Origin of the sequence: Streptomyces sp. NPDC001922 (assembly GCF_042891165.1) — a bacterium.
Lineage (GTDB): Bacteria > Actinomycetota > Actinomycetes > Streptomycetales > Streptomycetaceae > Streptomyces.
The window spans coordinates 357,244-372,763 of sequence record NZ_JBIASV010000003.1; the positions used below are offsets into that span (position 1 = coordinate 357,244).

Below are 15,520 nucleotides of genomic sequence, written 5' to 3' on the forward strand. Positions count from 1 at the left end.
CGCCGGTCCCGTCCGGCGCGGCCTGGCACATCCCCGTCGTCGCAACGCCACCTGGAGGTAGGCATCATGACCACGCACGCACCCCGCATCGTGGATCTCTCCGAGACCCAGCCCAACCGCCGGCGCGGCGGAGACCTGCGCGCCATGCTCACCCCCACCGCGGTAGGCGCCACGAGCGGCTTCATGGGCCTGGCCATCGTGCAGCCCGGCGAGCGCATCGGGGAGCACTACCACCCGTACTCCGAGGAGTTCGTGTACGTGGTGGCGGGGACGCTCGAGGTGGACCTCGACGGGGAGCCCCATCCGCTCCGGCCCGACCAGGGTCTGATGATCCCGCAGCACATGCGGCACCGGTTCCGCAATGTCGGGAACACCGAGGCCCGGATGGTCTTCCATCTCGGCCCGCTGGCCCCGCGCCCGGAGCTCGGCCACGTCGACACCGAGGGAACGGAGGCCACCGCGCAGGCGGAGCCCCCGGACCGCGCGGGGTCCGTCTCGTGACCCGGCGTGTCGCGGTCACCGGAGTCGGCATCGTCGCCCCCGGCGGGGTGGGCGTACCGGCCTTCTGGGACCTCCTGTCCTCCGGCCGCACGGCGACCCGGGGCATCACCCTCTTCAACCCGGAGGGGTTCCGCTCGCGGATCGCCGCCGAGTGCGACTTCGACCCGGCCGCGCACGGCCTGGACGAGGAGGAGGTGGCGCGCGCGGACCGGTACGTCCAGTTCGCGATGGTCGCCGCCGAGGAGGCGGTGCGGGACTCCGGTCTGGAGCTGGAGGCGGAGAACCCGTGGCGGATCGGGGTGTCGCTGGGCACCGCGGTCGGCGGCACCACCCGCCTGGAGCACGACTACGTGAAGGTCAGCGCCTCCGGCGAACGCTGGGACGTGGACCACCGGCCGGCCGGGCCGCATCTGCACCGGGCGTTCTCGCCCAGCGCGCTCGCCTCGGAAGTGGCCGAGCAGATCAGCGCGTTCGGCCCGGTGCAGACGGTCTCCACCGGGTGCACCTCCGGCCTGGACGCGATCGGCTACGCCTTCCACGCCATCGAGGAGGGCCGGGTCGACGTCTGCGTCACGGGCGCCTCGGACTCGCCGATCTCCCCCATCACCGTCGCCTGCTTCGACGCCATCAAGGCGACCTCACCCAACAACGACGACCCGGCCCACGCCTCACGGCCGTTCGACGCGCACCGCGACGGCTTCGTCATGGGCGAGGGCGGCGCCGTCCTCGTCCTGGAGGAGCTGGAGCACGCCCGGGCCCGCGGCGCCCGCGTCTACTGCGAGATCCGGGGCTACGCCACGTTCGGCAACGCCCACCACATGACCGGGCTGACCAAGGAGGGCCTGGAGATGGCCGAGGCCATCGACCGCGCCCTCGCCCACGCCCGGATCGACAGTTCGGAGATCGACTACGTCAACGCGCACGGTTCCGGCACCCAGCAGAACGACCGGCACGAGACCGCCGCGGTGAAGCGCTCGCTGGGCGCCCACGCGTACGAGATCCCGATGAGCTCGATCAAGTCCATGGTGGGGCACTCGCTGGGCGCGATCGGGGCGATCGAGATCGTGGCGTGCACCCTCGCCATGGCGCACGGCGTGGTGCCGCCGACGGCGAACTACGAGACACCGGACCCGGAGTGCGATCTCGACTACGTGCCCCGGACCGCCCGCCCCATGCCGCTGCGGACGGTGCTCTCGGTCGGCAGCGGGTTCGGCGGATTCCAGTCCGCGGTGGTCATGAGCACAGCACGCGGGAGGACACGATGAGCCCCCAGGAAGAACGCCGTTCGGTCGTCACCGGCATCGGCGTGGTCGCCCCCAACGCGACCGGCACCGACGCCTTCTGGAAAGCGACGAAGGAAGGGGTCAGCGTTCTGGACCTGGTGACCCGTGAGGGGTGCGAGGAGCTGCCGCTCCGGGTCGCCGGAGAGGTCCGCGGCTTCGACCCGGGCGCCGTGATCGAGGAGCGGTACCTCGTCCAGACCGACCGGTTCACCCACTTCGCCATGGCCGCGGCCGGTCTGGCGCTGGACGACGCCCGGCTGGACCCCGGCGGTTCGCCGTTCGGGGTGGGCGTGGTCACGGCGGCCGGCTCCGGCGGCGGTGAGTTCGGGCAGCGGGAACTGCAGCGGCTGTGGGGCAAGGGGTCGCGCTACGTCGGCCCCTACCAGTCCATCGCCTGGTTCTACGCGGCCAGCACCGGCCAGATCTCCATCCGCGGCGGCTTCAAGGGCCCCTGCGGTGTGGTGGCCAGTGACGAGGCGGGCGGCCTGGACGCGCTCGCCCACGCCGCCCGGAACATCCGGCGGGGCACCGACGCGGTCGTCGTCGGAGCGGCGGAGGCCCCGCTGGCTCCGTACTCCATCGTCTGCCAGCTCGGTTACGCCGACCTCAGTCGCGCGTCCCACCCGACCCGCGCCTATCTCCCCTTCACCGCGCGGGCCTGCGGCTTCGTGCCCGCCGAGGGCGGGGCGATGCTGGTGGTCGAGGCGGAGCGGGAGGCGCTCGCGCGCGGCGCCCGGATCCGGGCCGAAGTGGCCGGTCACGCCGCCACCTTCACCGGCGCGGCCCAGTGGGAGAAGTCCCGCGAGGGGCTGGCGCAGGCGATCTGCGGCGCGCTGGCCGAGGCCGGGTGCGCCCCGGAGGAGGTCGACGTGGTGTTCGCCGACGCGCTCGGCGTCCCCGCGGCCGACCGGGCCGAGGCGCTCGCGCTCGGCGACGCGCTGGGACACCGCGCCCGGCACGTGCCCGTGACCGCGCCCAAGACCGGTATCGGCCGGGCGTACTGCGGCGCTCCGGTGCTGGACGCCGCGGCAGCGGTGCTGGCGATGGAGCACGGCGTCGTGCCGCCCACCCCCAATGTCGTCGACGTCTGCCACGACCTCGACCTGGTGACCGGTGTGGCCCGCCCGGCGGACCTGCGCACCGCGCTGGTGCTGAGCCGGGGCCTGATGGGCTCGAACGCGGCGCTGGTGCTCCGGCGCGGCGGCGACGGAACCGACTGACACCTCTCAGGCGAGGACCCCGCGAGTGAGGAGAACCCGCAGATGACCGCTCAACTGACCTTCGACGAGCTGGCCGCGCTGATGAAGAACGGCGCCGGCATCACGGTGGACCCCCGGGAGATGGAGAGCCGGCCCGGCACCACCTTCGCCGACTACGGCCTCGACTCCCTCGGCCTCCTCGGCATCGTGGGAGAGCTGGAGAACCGGCTCGGCCGGCCGATGCCGCCGGACTCCGAGCTGTGCAAGACCCCGCACGACTTCATCGACCGCGTCAACACCTCCCTCACGGCTGGAGCGTGACATGCCCGCACACACGGAGAACGAGATCACCATCGCGGCCCCGCTGGACCTCGTCTGGGACATGACCAACGACCTGGAGAACTGGCCGCAGCTGTTCAGCGAGTACGCCGCCGTCGACGTGCTCTCCCGGGAGGGCAACAAGACGACGTTCCGGCTGACCATGCACCCGGACGAGAACGGCAAGGTCTGGAGCTGGGTCTCGGAGCGGGTGACCGACCGGCTCGGGCTGAACGTCCGGGCGCGCCGGATCGAGCCCGGCCCGTTCCGGCACATGAACATCCGCTGGGAGTACGAGGAGATCCCCGGCGGCACCCGGATGCAGTGGTTCCAGGACTTCGCGATGAAGCCGGAGGCGCCGGTCGACGACGCCGGGATGACCGAGCTCATCAACCGCAACTCCCGGATCCAGCTGGAACTCATCCGGGACAAGATCGAGCAGCGGGCCCGGGAGGGCGGACGCGACTCCGCTCCCGCGGTGCCCAACTGACCGCCGGTGCCCGACTGACGGCCGGTGCACAACCGGCCGGTGCGTGCCCGAGCACCGGCCGTCCGCCGCACGAACACCGGTGGCCAGCCGGCCACCGGTGCCCGGCCGGGACCGTGCCCGGCCGGGCTCCCGCCGGCCGGTCCGGCCGGCTCCGGCCGACGGGGGCCTCCCGCGCCCCCGCCGGCGGCACCGCTCCGCCCGGAGCCCGACGAAGGGATCTGCCATGCAGCACCGCGCTCTGATCGTCGCCCGGATGGCACCGGGCTCGGCCCCGGACATCGCCGGTGTCTTCGCCGACTCGGACCGGGGCGAACTGCCGGGCCTGATCGGCGTCACCGGCCGCAGCCTCTTCCAGTTCGGCGATGTCTACATCCATCTCATCGAGTCCGACCAGCCGCCCGGCCCCCAGGTGGCCCGGCACGCGGACCACCCGGCGTTCCGGGACATCAGCGACCGGCTCCAGGCGTACGTCGACCCGTACGACCCGAAGACCTGGAAGAGCCCCAAGGACGCGATGGCTCACGAGTTCTACCGCTGGGACCGCGGCCCGGTGGGCTGAGGGGTCCTCGCACGAGGAGCGCCCCCGGCGCTCGATCCGGAAGGAACCCGACCATGGTCCAGTGCGACGACCGCCCGGCGGGCCGTGCCCCGGCGTGGGTGCGCTGCGAGAACTGTGCCGCGCTGGTCTACGGCAAACGGTTCGACCGCTCGTTGCGCGTCTGCCCCGAGTGCGGCCGGCACGCGCACCTGACGGCACACCAGCGGTTGGACCAGCTGCTCGACCCGGGCACGGCGCGGCAGCTCGACCCCGTCCCGGCGGTGCACGATCCGCTGGCATTCACCGACACCCGGCCCTACCGGGAGCGGCTGGCCGACGCCCGTGCGGCCACCGGACTCGGGGAGGCGGTCGTCTGCGCGCGCGGGCGCATCCAGGACCAGCCGGTCGTGGTGGCCGTCATGGACTTCCGCTTCCTCGGCGGCAGTCTGGGCTGCGGGGTCGGCGCGCTGATCACGGAGGCCGCCCGGACGAGCCTGCGGCAGCGCACCCCGTTGCTGCTGGTCACCGCGTCGGGCGGCGCCCGGATGCAGGAGGGCGTGCTGTCCCTCATGCAGATGGCGAAGACCGCGCAGGCCCTCACGGAACTCGACGAGGCGGGCGTCCTCACCCTGTCGCTGATCACCGACCCCACGTACGGCGGGGTGGCCGCCTCCTTCGCCACGCTCACCGATGTGATCCTCGCCGAGCCGGGGGCGCGGCTGGGGTTCGCCGGGCCGCGGGTGATCGAGCAGACGACGCACCAGCAGCTGCCGGAGGGCTTCCAGACGGCCGAATTCCTCCTGGAACACGGCATGGTGGACAACGTCGTCCCGCGGAGCGCGCTGCGGGCCACGCTCGGCCGGCTGCTGTCCCTCGGCTCACCGGCGGCGCGCCGGGCGCCCGCTCCGTCCCGCCGCGGACGGGTGCTGTGCGAGCCCGGCGAACTGCCCGAGCGGGACGCCTGGGAGGCGGTGCGGCTGGCAAGGCACCCCGACCGCCCGGGCGCACTCCACTACGCGGACCTGCTGCTCGACGACTTCCACGAGCTGCACGGCGACCGGCTGGGCGCGGACTGCGCCGCCGTCGTGGGCGGTCCGGGGCGGCTGAACGGGCTGCCCGTGATGCTGATCGGCCACCACAAGGGCGGCCCCGGCCTGACGGAGCGGCGCCGGCGCAACTTCGGCATGTCGACGCCCGCGGGCTACCGGAAGGCCGCCCGGCTGATGCGGCTGGCCGAGAAGACCGGCATGCCGGTGATCACCCTGATCGACACCCCCGGGGCGGACCCGGGCCCCGCGTCGGAGGAGAGCGGGCAGGCGGTCGCCATCGCGGAGAACCTCCGCCTGATGTCCCGGCTGCGGGTGCCGGTCGTCGCCGTCCTGACCGGCGAGGGCGGCAGCGGCGGCGCGCTGGCCCTGGCCGTCGCCGACCGGGTCCTGGTGAGCGAGAACGGCGTGTACTCGGTCATCAGCCCCGAGGGCTGCGCCGCGATTCTGTGGAAGCGGCCGGAGGCGGCCCCCGCCGCAGCGGCGGCCCTGCGGCTGGACGCGCGCGAACTCCTCCGGCTGGGTGTCGTCGACGGGGTGGTGCCCGAACCGCCCGGCGGCGCCCACCGGGACCACGCCGGCGCGGCGGCCCTGCTGCGCGACGCCGTGGACGCGGCGGTCGACGACCTCGTCCGCCGGGCGCCCGGACGGCTGCTCCGCGACCGCCGGCGCCGCTTCCAGCGCTTCGGCGACGGAGCCGCCCCCGCCGAGGGAGCCGCCCCGGCCGACGGCACCGCCGATGCCGACGGGACCGCACCGGCCCTCGGGACCGCTCCGGCGGCCGGAGCCCCCGGGACCGCCGCGGCCGGGCAGACCGCCGCGGCCGTCGAGAGTGACCGAGCCGTCCTTCCCACCGCAACCGGAAGAGGTACATCGTGACCCCGGACATATCCACGAACCACCACCGTGAGAACGGCCGCACCCGGGCCTTCACCGGGAACGGCTTCACCGGACCCGATCTCGCCCCGATCGGCCGCACGGACCTGGACACGGTCTGCCGCAGTGCACTGGAGCTGGCCAGAACGGCACCGCGTCCGCCGCTGCGCATCCGGCTGCAGCACGGGCAGATGACGGTCGAGATGGAGTGGGCGGACTTCGCTGCCGGCGCGGCGGCCCGGCCCGGGGAAGCCGGGCACCCGGCCGGCCCCCTCCCGGGCGAGGCGGCGGCCCTGGCCGCCGCGGCGGCGGCGCTGCCGCCGGACCCGGCCACCGCGCCGGCGGCGGCCCCGCCGGAGAACGCCCTGCGGTATCTCCTCGCCCCGACGGTCGGCACCTTCTACCACGCTCCGGAACCGGGGGCCGCGCCGTTCGTCTCGGTCGGCGACGTGGTCCGGCCGGGGCAGCCCGTCGGCATCCTCGAAGTGATGAAGATGATGAGCACCGTCGAGGCGGACGCGGCGGGCCGGGTGGTGGAGTTCCTGACTCCGGACGCGCACCCGGTGGAGTTCCAGCAGCGCCTCATCGCACTGGAGCCTCTCTCCGACGGGGAGGGCTGAGCCCCATGTTCAGCACGGTTCTCATCGCCAACCGGGGGGAGATCGCGCTCCGGATCGCCCGTGCGTGCCGCGAACTGGGCATGCGGACGGTCGCGGTGTACTCCACCCCGGACCGCGACTCCGCCGTGGTGCGCTTCGCCGACGAGGCCGTCCACATCGGCCCGGCCCCTTCCAAGGCCAGCTATCTCAACATCCCGGCGGTCCTGGAGGCCGCCCTGCTCTCCGGCGCCCAGGCCATCCACCCCGGCTACGGATTCCTGTCCGAGGACCCGGACTTCGCCGAGGTCTGCGAGGCGAACGGCATCTTCTTCATCGGCCCCTCGGCCCGGGTGATGCAGCAGCTCGGCGACAAGGCGGCGGCGCGCGCCGCGATGGCCGAGGCCGGGCTGCCCGTCCTGCCCGGCAGCACCACCGCGCTGTCCGGACCGGCGGAGGCCAAGGAGACCGCGCAGCAGACCGGGTTCCCCGTGATCCTCAAGGCCGCGGCCGGGGGCGGCGGACGCGGCATGGCCATCGTGCGGGACCCGGACGACCTCTCCGCCGCGTTCCAGGAGACCCGGGCACACGCCTACGCCGTCTTCGGTGACGACCGGCTCTATCTGGAGCGGTACATCGACGACGCCCGGCATGTGGAGGTCCAGGTGCTGTGCGACCGGCACGGCTCGGCGATCCATCTCGGCGAGCGCGACTGCTCCGTACAGCGGCGGCACCAGAAGCTGGTCGAGGAGGCCCCGGCCCCCGGGCTCTCCGAGGAGCTGCGCACCTCGATCTGCGAGGCCGCGGTGCGCGGAGCGCGGGCCGTCGGTTATGTCGGGGCGGGCACCTTCGAGTTCGTCCTCACGCAGTCGCACGAGTTCTATCTGATGGAGATCAACTGTCGGCTCCAGGTGGAGCATCCGGTGACGGAGATGGTCACCGGGGTCGACATCGTCCGCGAGCAGATCCTCATCGCCGCCGGGCTGCCGCTGAGCCTGCGTCCGGGTGACGTGGTGCCGCGCGGTGTGGCGCTGGAGTGCCGCGTCAACGCCGAGGACCCGGCACGGGACTTCGCCCCCGCCCCCGGCCGGCTCACCGAATTCGTACCTCCGTCGGGCCCGTTCGTCCGGGTCGACACCCACGCCCTGCCCGGCTGGCAGGTGGGCCCGGACTACGACTCGCTGCTGGCCAAGACGGTCGTCTGGGCCCCGGACCGGGATCAGGCACTGGCCCGGATGGACCGCGCGCTGGGCGAGTTCCGGGTGTCCGGGGAGGGCGTCAGCACCACGATCGACTTCCTGCGGCGGACCCTGGTGAGACCGGAGTTCCGGGCCGCGGAGCACACGACGGGGCTGGTGGCGAAGATGCTCGACACCTAGCTGGTGAGGGACGCGGTCGCGCAGGGTGCGCGCGGCTCGACGCCGGGCACCGCGCTCCACCAACGACCAGCCCTTCCCCCCTCCTCCTACGATCCGCGAGCGCGATCCGCGAACGGCAGGGCCCCGGGAGTCAGCCCGACTCCCGGGGCCCTGCCGTCGGACCGATGCGTGCGGTGCGCCGGACGGACTCCTCCGCCGTCCGGCGCGTTGCGGCGGGTCCGGCCCCTCACCGGCCGTCCCAACCGGACCGCGCTCGGCCCTCGGGTGCCGGCCGCTACTCCGGCACACGCGCGCTCCTGCTCGTCGTCCCTACTCCGGCACCGTGCTGTCGAAGGCGTGGAGGTAGGCGTTGACCGGGCGGATCTCCCCCACCCGAAGCCCTGCCTCCGTCATCCGGCTGATCATGCTTTCCTTGGTGTGCTTGGCCCCGCCGACGTTGAGGAGCAGCAGCAGGTCCATGGCGGTGGTGAACTTCATGGACGGGCTGTCGTCGACGAGGTTCTCGATGACCACGACCCGCGCACCCGGCTGGGCGGCTGCGACGACATTGCGGAGCGTCCTGCGGGTGCTCTCGTCGTCCCATTCGAGGATGTTCTTGATGATGTACAGGTCGGCCTGGACCGGCACTTCGCGGCGGCAGTCGCCGGGGATGATGCACATCCGTCCGGCCAGCTCCCCGCCGTCCCGCAGCCGGGGGTCGGCGTTGGACACCACGCCCGGCAGGTCGAGCAGCGTGCCCTTGAGGGAGGGGTGCTTCTCCAGCAGACCCGCCAGCACATGGCCCTGCCCGCCGCCGATGTCGGCGACCGTGGTGATCCCGGTGAGGTCGAGGAGTTCCGCGACGTCCTGGGCCGACTGCCGGCTGGAGGTGGTCATGGCCCGGTTGAACACCTGCGCGGACTCGGCCGCGTCCTCGTGCAGGTACTGGAAGAAGTCCTTGCCGTACAGGTCGCGGAAGACGGTCCGGCCGCTGCGCACCGCGTCCTCGAGCACCGGCCAGGCGTCCCAGGTCCACGGCTCGGTGCACCAGAGGCAGATGTACTTGAGGCTGTTGGGGGCGTCGTCCTTGAGCAGCCGGGACATCTCGGTGTGGACGTACCGCCCGTCGTCGGTCTCGGCGAAGACGCCGTAACAGGAGAGGGCACGCAGCAGACGGCGCAGCGGCAGCGGCTCGGCCCGCACCGCCGCCGCCAGTTCGTCAGCCGTGGCGGGCTCCTCCCCCAGGGCGTCCGCGACGCCCAGGCGCGCGGCGGCCCGCAGCGCCGCGGCACAGGCGGCTCCGAAGACCAGTTCGCGCAGTTGCATGGCCGGTTGGGGGGTGGAACGTACCGTGGTCATACCGACTCCATTCCCACTGGTCGGATCCGCACCGGTCAGCACGAACCCGCAGGTTTCGACACTCCGCACAGGTTGCGGACGAACGTGTTCCCCTCCCCCTTGTCGCCGTCCACCAGGTCCGCCGGCTCGTTGTGGAGAGCCACGTTGTACTTGACGACGTTGCGGTTGTTGACGGCCCCCACGAAGCTGCGGAACAGCACGACGCCACCGGACAGCGGGGACGCGCCGACGTTGTCCCGGATCAGGTTCCCCCGGATCACCGTGTCCTCGGCGCCGGTCAGGACGATGCCGGATCCCTGGATGTAGGGGAGACGGCTGTTGCCGGGGCAGTACTTGTTGTTCCTGGAGATGTTGTTGTCGCGGATGGTGAGGTCACCGGCCCGGGGCTTCGACTCGTCCCCGACCACGAACACCCCTCCGCAGTTGCCGGTGAGGATGTTGCTGCGGATCACCAGGTTCCTGGTGCGCCGGACCGTCACACCGATCCGGTTGCCGGTGAGGAAGTTCCCGCGGACCACGGCACCCTCGGTGTCGAGCGAGCCGCCCTCGCGGTCGACGGTGTTGGCGATGAAGAGCCCCGAGTCCCCGCTGTCGGAGATCGTGTTGTAACGGAACTCCCCACGAACGGACTTCTGCTGGGCGATGCCCCAGGTGCCGCTCTTCCGGGCGGTCACCCAGCGGACCTCCAGCCCGTCGGTGTCCGACGCCCAGATGCCGTTCTTCTTGAATCCGGAGACGGTCAGCGAGCGGATGGTCACGCCCTCCAGCCGGTTGCCCTCGGTTCCCGTGACGCAGATACCGTTTCCGGCCTTGGCGCAGGCGTTCTCGGAACGCTTGGCGGCCTTGGTGGACTTGCCTGCCTTGGCCGACTTGGCGGACTTGCTCGCCTTGCTCTTGCTCGACTTGCTGGACGGGGTGGCCGCCGGCTTGATGACGGTCCGGTCACCGGCCCCGCGCAGGGTCAGACCCGGGGTCGAGATCTGGACGCTCTCCCGGTACGTGCCGGGCGCGATGTAGATGGTGTCGCCCGGTTCGGCGGAGTCCACGGCTGCCTGGATGGACTCCCCTGGGCGCACGACGAGCCGGGAATCGGCGTGGGCCGACGGAGCAGCGACGAATCCGGTGGCGACAACGGCTGTTATCAGCCCGAGGTGCATTACGTGGTGTTTTGTCATGCCACGAAGCTATGACCGATACCAACCGCCCGCCACATATGGTGAGCCGAACGTCACAGCGAGTTCCGGGCACCGCTCCCATCAGCCATTTTCGCGCTCGTCGGTGACCGCAGGGGCGTCCTCGGCAGCCTCCGGATCCCTGCTCTCCGGGGAGCTGTCCCACGGGGTGACGCTCCCCTGACACCCGTCCGCCGGCCTCCCGGCCGGACGGTTCCGGTCCTGCGGAGCGGCGTCCCCCGGATTCCTGTCGCGCGCAGAGCCGGGTCCGCCCAGGGAGGAGGGCGCACCGTCCGTCACCCCGCCCGGCGTCAGGGCCTCCGCCCCGGTCTGCGTCTGGGTCTGCGGTGTCACCAGCAGGGCCGCGAGGCTGGCCGGGAGGAACCACAGGCGAACGGGCGAGGGCGTCATACGAAAGCCAACGGCCGAGCGGCACCCGGCGACACCCGCCCACCGGCCGCGGCAGCCGATCATCACCCGAACGGCCCCGCATACCGTGCCCGGAGCGGCTTCGTCAGGTACGGCCCCGCATCGGGGCCGCACTGGGCCGGGGCCGTCCCTCAGCGCAGTCCCGTACGGCAGTGAGGCGGCACCATCGCCCTTCGGCTCCCCACCTGTTGGCTGCCCGCGCCCGTCCCGGCCCGCGCCGGCCTGCCCTCCGGGTGCGATGCCCACGTGCGGGTTCGTTGTGCACCGGTCGTCGCGGACCGGCCGTTCCCGCTCACTCAGGTGCGGGTGAGCGGCGCGGCACCGAAGGAGACGTCGAAGCGGTCGCACCAGATCGACACGCTGGTGTACCGGTCCAGATCGAGGCCGGCCGGCAGCGGATAGTTCTGGTTGCCCTGGTTGCCCTTGAGCTCACCGAGGCTCACATGCGACCCGTCGTCGAAGAGGTGCCACCCGGACTCGTCGTCCTTCACCGGGGCGTCGGTGATCCAGACGTGCAGGTCGGGGCCGTTGCTGGTGTCGAGGTCCTCCAGCCGCAGCACGCGCTTCCCGTCGGCGCCCTGAAGAATCCTCACCGTGCCACTGGTGGGATGCTCCTGGCTGATCAGCTTCCCGGTGGCGAGGGTCCCCGGCTGCGACGGCCCCGGCGACCCCGTGGCCGTCGGCGAGGCCACTCCGGACGGCAGATCCTCGTCGACCTCCTCGTCCACCCAGAGCTTCCACGGCTGGAACCAGAACAGACCGAACACCACAGCCGCGGCGAGCACGGCCAGCACCGTGAGGACCACCGGCCGCCGCAGGAATCGCAGCAAGCGGTTCATGGTCACCACCTCCCGGGCCCGCACCGGCCGCTGTCTGCTGGTTGCTCACGAAGAGAACATAACCGCCGACGCTCACGAATCTCCGACCCACAGTCCGGCAGTCGGGTGGCGAGACCGGCCGACCGGGGGCCGTGCGACGGACCCACGAGCCGGTCGGCGCCACGGTACGGTGACGGGGTCGCCGACACCGGCGTACGGCGCCTGGGCCGTCGACAGGAGAACCGTGTCTGGTCGATCATGGCGATTGATGCAGGGGGACACCCTGCTGGGCAGCCTCGTGCTCGACCGCCTCGACCAGCCGTGGTTTCACTGCCGCTTCTCACCGACGCCCGCCTGGGAACCCGTGCGCCCCGCGGTGGAGGCGTGGACCAGGGCGGTCGAGCACGGCCACGGCGACGATCACGAGCTCACCGCGGCGCTGGAAGCGGTCGACGCACTGCGGCTGTCCCTCGTCCCGGTTCCCCCCTCCGATCCGATCCACGAGTTCCTGCTCACGTCGAAGGCGACAAGGCCCGCTTCCGCTCCTGAAGCCCGTCAACGACCGCCCGGGGCAAGGTGCTCGCCCCTGCCGCTCACCCCACCAGGGGCTCCAGAAGCTCGACGGCCTGTTCCCACCGGAACGTCTCGCGTCCCCCGCCGGCCTTCGGCTGGTGCGGTTCGTAGCTGCCGACGAGGACCCCCATGGCGCGCAGCCGTTCCAGGCTCCGGGGGTAGGCGGGGTGTGCGGCTTGGGCCGCGTTCAGGTAGGGCAGGGCGACTGTCGGGATGCCCAAGCCGTACGCCTCGCACAGGATGCCCAGGGCCAGAGTGTCCGAGATACCGGCGGCCCACTTGTTGATCGTGTTGAAGGTCGCGGGCGCCACGGCGATTGCACTCGGAGGAGGAAGGGGCCGCGCGTCGCCTGGCGAGCGCCAGGCGGAACGGATCGGATAGCCGGACTGCGCCTCGATGGCCTCTGCATCGATGAAGTTCAGACCGCGGGGCGTGGCGATCACGCCGACCTCCCACCCCTGCACCTGGGCTCTCGTGATCAGCTTGCCGACGTCGTCCGCGATCCCCGCGGCGCAGACGACGACGTACAGGAACGGACGCTTGCCCTCGCTCAAGCGGGCACTCCCAGTTGTCTGCTGAATTGGTGGAGTTCGGGCAGGGTTCGGCGATGGTCACGGGCAGCCATGTCCGCGACCAGTTGGCGTACAGCCGGACGTCGGATGTCCTGGGCGGCGCAGGTCCCAGCCATGCGCAGCGCCCGGTAGCCATCAGCCAGCCTGCCCTGCTGACTGTAGGCACGGGCTGCCTCGATCCATAGTGCCGCGCGGCGTTCCGGGACCGGGATCCGCTGCCGCATGAGCGGCCGGGCAGTCTCCAAGGCGAGGCCCGCGTCCCCCAGGACGACGGAGGCACTGACCGCGTGCAGCGCAACGTTGGTAGGACTGAAGTTGGCCCAGACATCGGAGTGGTCGAGCGCCACGTAGCGAGCAATATGCTTCGCTTCATCCAGGAAATCGTGGGTGGCCGCGCGGTCCCCTCCACTGCTCGCGGCCGTGACCCCGCGCAGCAGCATGAGCCCGACGGCTGCCAGGTACTGAGGGGTTCGGCGGTCGTAAGAGCCACTGAGCTGGTCAGCGGTGTGCCGGACGAGCGTGACGGCCTGGCCAGTGTGCTTCTCCCGGGCGAGAGCGTGGGCCTGCACGCGCACGCTGGAGGCCAGGACAACAGGATCGCCGCACCGCTCAGCCTCTGCCATGGACCGACCCACAGCCATCCACGCGCTGCCACTGTCGCCGAGCTTGAGCAGGAGACTGGCCGAGGTCTGGTACACGGTGGCCAGCAACCCAGTGACCATGTCTGTGTCGCGCGAGCTTGCTGCTGCCCTCAGGTCTGCGATGAGCGGAGGCAACGCGTATCCCAGCTCAGCGTAGCCACAGGTACAGAACAAGCGGCGTGCAGCGGCTACTCGCTTGCTCAACTCCTGCACGCTTGGATCCTCGCCCATGGGATCAGGTGACGGTCCGGGCAACAAGGCACGGACCAAATCCTGACGGCCCACGACGGGCTCCGAGGGTCCAGCGACAGAAGCGATGCTCCCAGCCAGGAAAGTGCGGCGGTGTATGCCCTCCGCCTTGTGGTGGGCGTCACGATCAGGCGTGGGGAGAAGGCCGAGACGGCACAGCGGGATGCCGAGTTCCGCTGCTACAGCGCGCAGCAACCGGGCGTCCTCAGTCCCTCGCCCATTCTCCAACCGGCTCACCTTGGACTGGTGATAGCCGATAGCTGCGGCAACATTCGCCTGCGAGCGCTTCTGGAGAACGCGGGCCCCACGGATGAGGTCACCGAGCCATCTCCCTTGGTCATGCACTGCCACCATGCTTGCCACGGCCCTCCTGCCGCCACCCATATTGCCTGTTCAACGGAGCGTAGGGCAGCCAGGATTCGGCACGATGCAGATCCTGCATAACTCATGCCCAGGCTCGGCAAGTGTCGACCGCGCAGCAGCCGGAAGCCGTTTCGTGTAGTGGCCCCTCTTCGCCTTGGAGGCACACATGGAATCGCATCACCTCACCTTCACGCTCCCCAGTACAGCTCGCGCCGTCGCAAGCGCTCGGCGACAGGTCCTCGCCGGCTTATGCCAATGGGGTCTGGAACCGGGCAGCGACTTGCTCCACACGATCGAACTGGCAGCGAGCGAGCTCATCACCAACGCCGTCAAACACTCACACTCCGAGCCGGTCTCAGTCGCTGTCCGGCTTCAGGGAGACACGGTGCGGATCGACGTGTGCGACTCCAGCCCTGATCTCCCCAAGCGGAGATGCCCGACGGCCGCCGATGAGAACGGCCGTGGACTGCTCATCGTCATGGCGATGGCCACTCAATACGCCGTGGAGCCGACCTCGACCGGGAAGCGGTGCTGGGCCGAATTCGCTGTTCCCAGAGGTGCGCTCACCACTCTGCCCTCCTCACCGTCAGGCGCTGTGAGCCGCACCAAACCCGGTGGAAGCTCCCAGGAATGGCGACTCCCACAACTTCCGGGCCTGTGCGTGACGAAGCACTTCCCAGATCATCTGAACTCTCCCCGGACTGGGGACTGATCGATGGCACGCCAACCTGACCGGAACGATGCTGCGGAGTGGGACCAACTCCATCGCCATGAGATCACGGTGGCGATGAACTGGGTGATCCGCACCTGTCAGGTGATCATTCGCGACCACAGCCACAAGACCTTCTGGGTCCCCGCCGGAACTCACTCAGGCCGTACTCCCACCACGGTCCACCTCATCGAGTCCGCACGTGCTGACGTACTCAACAGGCTTCTACACCACATCAAGAGCGCAGAGAGCGTCATCAGCAACACAGAGCAGGAACGCGCCAAGCGCACGAGGTGAGCCCACAGTCCTCAGCGGCACCGTTGGAGGACGGTGCAGGGCCGGGACGAAAATTCATCCGAGCCGCATCTCCCAACCGCATACCCTCAGCGACGGCCCGAAGGGCGGGGCGCATGGCAGCACCCCGCCCTCC

16 protein-coding genes are annotated in these 15,520 nt (G+C 71.2%); 11 read left to right on the plus strand and 5 right to left on the minus strand.

All coding sequences use genetic code 11. From position 1 onward, the window contains the following. Positions 1 to 66: 66 nt before the first annotated feature. From ACFYYR_RS07075 to ACFYYR_RS07115, 9 genes are all read left to right on the plus strand, one after another. Complete coding sequence (locus ACFYYR_RS07075; RefSeq protein WP_388847797.1) at positions 67 to 501, plus strand: cupin domain-containing protein; 435 nt, start codon at positions 67 to 69, stop codon at positions 499 to 501. Continuing rightward, the gene (locus ACFYYR_RS07080) at positions 498 to 1,766 is read left to right on the plus strand and encodes a beta-ketoacyl-[acyl-carrier-protein] synthase family protein (protein ID WP_388847798.1); all 1,269 of its coding nucleotides are present in this window, start codon (positions 498 to 500) and stop codon (positions 1,764 to 1,766) included. The genes ACFYYR_RS07075 and ACFYYR_RS07080 overlap by 4 nt, the downstream gene beginning before the upstream one ends. After that, on the plus strand, positions 1,763 to 3,004 hold the full coding sequence (locus tag ACFYYR_RS07085) for a beta-ketoacyl synthase N-terminal-like domain-containing protein (protein ID WP_388847799.1): 1,242 nt from the start codon (positions 1,763 to 1,765) through the stop codon (positions 3,002 to 3,004). The genes ACFYYR_RS07080 and ACFYYR_RS07085 overlap by 4 nt, the downstream gene beginning before the upstream one ends. Before the next feature lie 42 nt (positions 3,005 to 3,046). Then, the gene (locus tag ACFYYR_RS07090) at positions 3,047 to 3,304 is read left to right on the plus strand and encodes an acyl carrier protein (protein WP_388847800.1); all 258 of its coding nucleotides are present in this window, start codon (positions 3,047 to 3,049) and stop codon (positions 3,302 to 3,304) included. A gap of 1 nt (position 3,305) precedes the next feature. Next, a complete protein-coding gene (locus ACFYYR_RS07095; protein WP_388847802.1) occupies positions 3,306 to 3,791 on the plus strand; it encodes an SRPBCC family protein in 486 nt (161 codons plus the stop codon). A gap of 223 nt (positions 3,792 to 4,014) precedes the next feature. Beyond that, on the plus strand, positions 4,015 to 4,350 hold the full coding sequence (locus ACFYYR_RS07100; protein WP_388847804.1) for a TcmI family type II polyketide cyclase: 336 nt from the start codon (positions 4,015 to 4,017) through the stop codon (positions 4,348 to 4,350). A 53-nt stretch (positions 4,351 to 4,403) separates the two neighbouring features. Continuing rightward, positions 4,404 to 6,254, plus strand: a complete 1,851-nt coding sequence (gene accD, locus ACFYYR_RS07105; protein WP_388847806.1) for an acetyl-CoA carboxylase, carboxyltransferase subunit beta — start codon at positions 4,404 to 4,406, stop codon at positions 6,252 to 6,254. Then, positions 6,251 to 6,871 carry an acetyl-CoA carboxylase biotin carboxyl carrier protein gene (locus ACFYYR_RS07110; protein WP_388847808.1) on the plus strand — a complete coding sequence of 207 codons (621 nt, stop codon included), beginning with the start codon at positions 6,251 to 6,253 and terminating at the stop codon, positions 6,869 to 6,871. Before accD ends, ACFYYR_RS07110 begins: the two co-directional genes overlap by 4 nt. 5 nt (positions 6,872 to 6,876) lie before the next feature. Next, positions 6,877 to 8,226: an acetyl/propionyl/methylcrotonyl-CoA carboxylase subunit alpha gene (locus tag ACFYYR_RS07115; protein ID WP_388847810.1), complete on the plus strand. Its 1,350-nt coding sequence runs from the start codon at positions 6,877 to 6,879 to the stop codon at positions 8,224 to 8,226. Between the two features lie 309 nt (positions 8,227 to 8,535). On the opposite strand, the gene ACFYYR_RS07120 is transcribed toward ACFYYR_RS07115, so the two are convergent. The 5 genes from ACFYYR_RS07120 to ACFYYR_RS07140 all read right to left on the minus strand — a co-directional run bounded on the left by ACFYYR_RS07120 (position 8,536) and on the right by ACFYYR_RS07140 (position 14,372). Continuing rightward, the gene (locus ACFYYR_RS07120) at positions 8,536 to 9,564 is read right to left on the minus strand and encodes a methyltransferase (RefSeq protein ID WP_388847812.1); all 1,029 of its coding nucleotides are present in this window, start codon (positions 9,562 to 9,564) and stop codon (positions 8,536 to 8,538) included. 35 nt (positions 9,565 to 9,599) lie between these two features. After that, on the minus strand, positions 9,600 to 10,739 hold the full coding sequence (locus ACFYYR_RS07125) for a nitrous oxide reductase family maturation protein NosD (protein ID WP_388847813.1): 1,140 nt from the start codon (positions 10,737 to 10,739) through the stop codon (positions 9,600 to 9,602). A gap of 722 nt (positions 10,740 to 11,461) precedes the next feature. Then, positions 11,462 to 12,004, minus strand: coding sequence for a DM13 domain-containing protein (locus tag ACFYYR_RS07130; protein ID WP_388847815.1), 543 nt, complete (start codon positions 12,002 to 12,004; stop codon positions 11,462 to 11,464). Positions 12,005 to 12,576: 572 nt separating this feature from the next. Continuing rightward, positions 12,577 to 13,110 (minus strand): flavoprotein, encoded by a 534-nt coding sequence (locus ACFYYR_RS07135; RefSeq protein WP_388847817.1) that lies wholly within the window; start codon positions 13,108 to 13,110, stop codon positions 12,577 to 12,579. Beyond that, positions 13,107 to 14,372, minus strand: a complete 1,266-nt coding sequence (locus ACFYYR_RS07140; protein ID WP_388848147.1) for a helix-turn-helix domain-containing protein — start codon at positions 14,370 to 14,372, stop codon at positions 13,107 to 13,109. Before ACFYYR_RS07140 ends, ACFYYR_RS07135 begins: the two co-directional genes overlap by 4 nt. Positions 14,373 to 14,547: 175 nt before the next feature. On the opposite strand from ACFYYR_RS07140, the gene ACFYYR_RS07145 reads away from it, so the two are divergent. Both ACFYYR_RS07145 and ACFYYR_RS07150 read left to right on the plus strand, forming a co-directional pair. Then, the gene (locus ACFYYR_RS07145; protein ID WP_388847819.1) at positions 14,548 to 15,093 is read left to right on the plus strand and encodes an ATP-binding protein; all 546 of its coding nucleotides are present in this window, start codon (positions 14,548 to 14,550) and stop codon (positions 15,091 to 15,093) included. Positions 15,094 to 15,096: 3 nt separating this feature from the next. Further along, entirely contained in the window at positions 15,097 to 15,387 is a 291-nt protein-coding gene (locus tag ACFYYR_RS07150; RefSeq protein ID WP_388847821.1) for a hypothetical protein, read from the plus strand. Positions 15,388 to 15,520 lie beyond the last annotated feature (133 nt).

Bases quoted from the DNA above. Each gene is read 5' to 3' on its own strand.
- ACFYYR_RS07140 (WP_388848147.1), bottom strand. From the start codon at position 14,372: ATGGTGGCAGTGCATGACCAAGGGAGATGGCTCGGTGACCTCATCCGT.
- ACFYYR_RS07120 (WP_388847812.1), bottom strand. From the start codon at position 9,564: ATGACCACGGTACGTTCCACCCCCCAACCGGCCATGCAACTGCGCGAA.
- ACFYYR_RS07145 (WP_388847819.1), top strand. From the start codon at position 14,548: ATGGAATCGCATCACCTCACCTTCACGCTCCCCAGTACAGCTCGCGCC.
- ACFYYR_RS07130 (WP_388847815.1), bottom strand. From the start codon at position 12,004: ATGAACCGCTTGCTGCGATTCCTGCGGCGGCCGGTGGTCCTCACGGTG.
- ACFYYR_RS07125 (WP_388847813.1), bottom strand. From the start codon at position 10,739: ATGACAAAACACCACGTAATGCACCTCGGGCTGATAACAGCCGTTGTC.
- accD (WP_388847806.1), top strand. From the start codon at position 4,404: ATGGTCCAGTGCGACGACCGCCCGGCGGGCCGTGCCCCGGCGTGGGTG.
- ACFYYR_RS07150 (WP_388847821.1), top strand. From the start codon at position 15,097: ATGGCACGCCAACCTGACCGGAACGATGCTGCGGAGTGGGACCAACTC.
- ACFYYR_RS07115 (WP_388847810.1), top strand. From the start codon at position 6,877: ATGTTCAGCACGGTTCTCATCGCCAACCGGGGGGAGATCGCGCTCCGG.
- ACFYYR_RS07100 (WP_388847804.1), top strand. From the start codon at position 4,015: ATGCAGCACCGCGCTCTGATCGTCGCCCGGATGGCACCGGGCTCGGCC.
- ACFYYR_RS07095 (WP_388847802.1), top strand. From the start codon at position 3,306: ATGCCCGCACACACGGAGAACGAGATCACCATCGCGGCCCCGCTGGAC.
- ACFYYR_RS07075 (WP_388847797.1), top strand. From the start codon at position 67: ATGACCACGCACGCACCCCGCATCGTGGATCTCTCCGAGACCCAGCCC.
- ACFYYR_RS07090 (WP_388847800.1), top strand. From the start codon at position 3,047: ATGACCGCTCAACTGACCTTCGACGAGCTGGCCGCGCTGATGAAGAAC.
- ACFYYR_RS07085 (WP_388847799.1), top strand. From the start codon at position 1,763: ATGAGCCCCCAGGAAGAACGCCGTTCGGTCGTCACCGGCATCGGCGTG.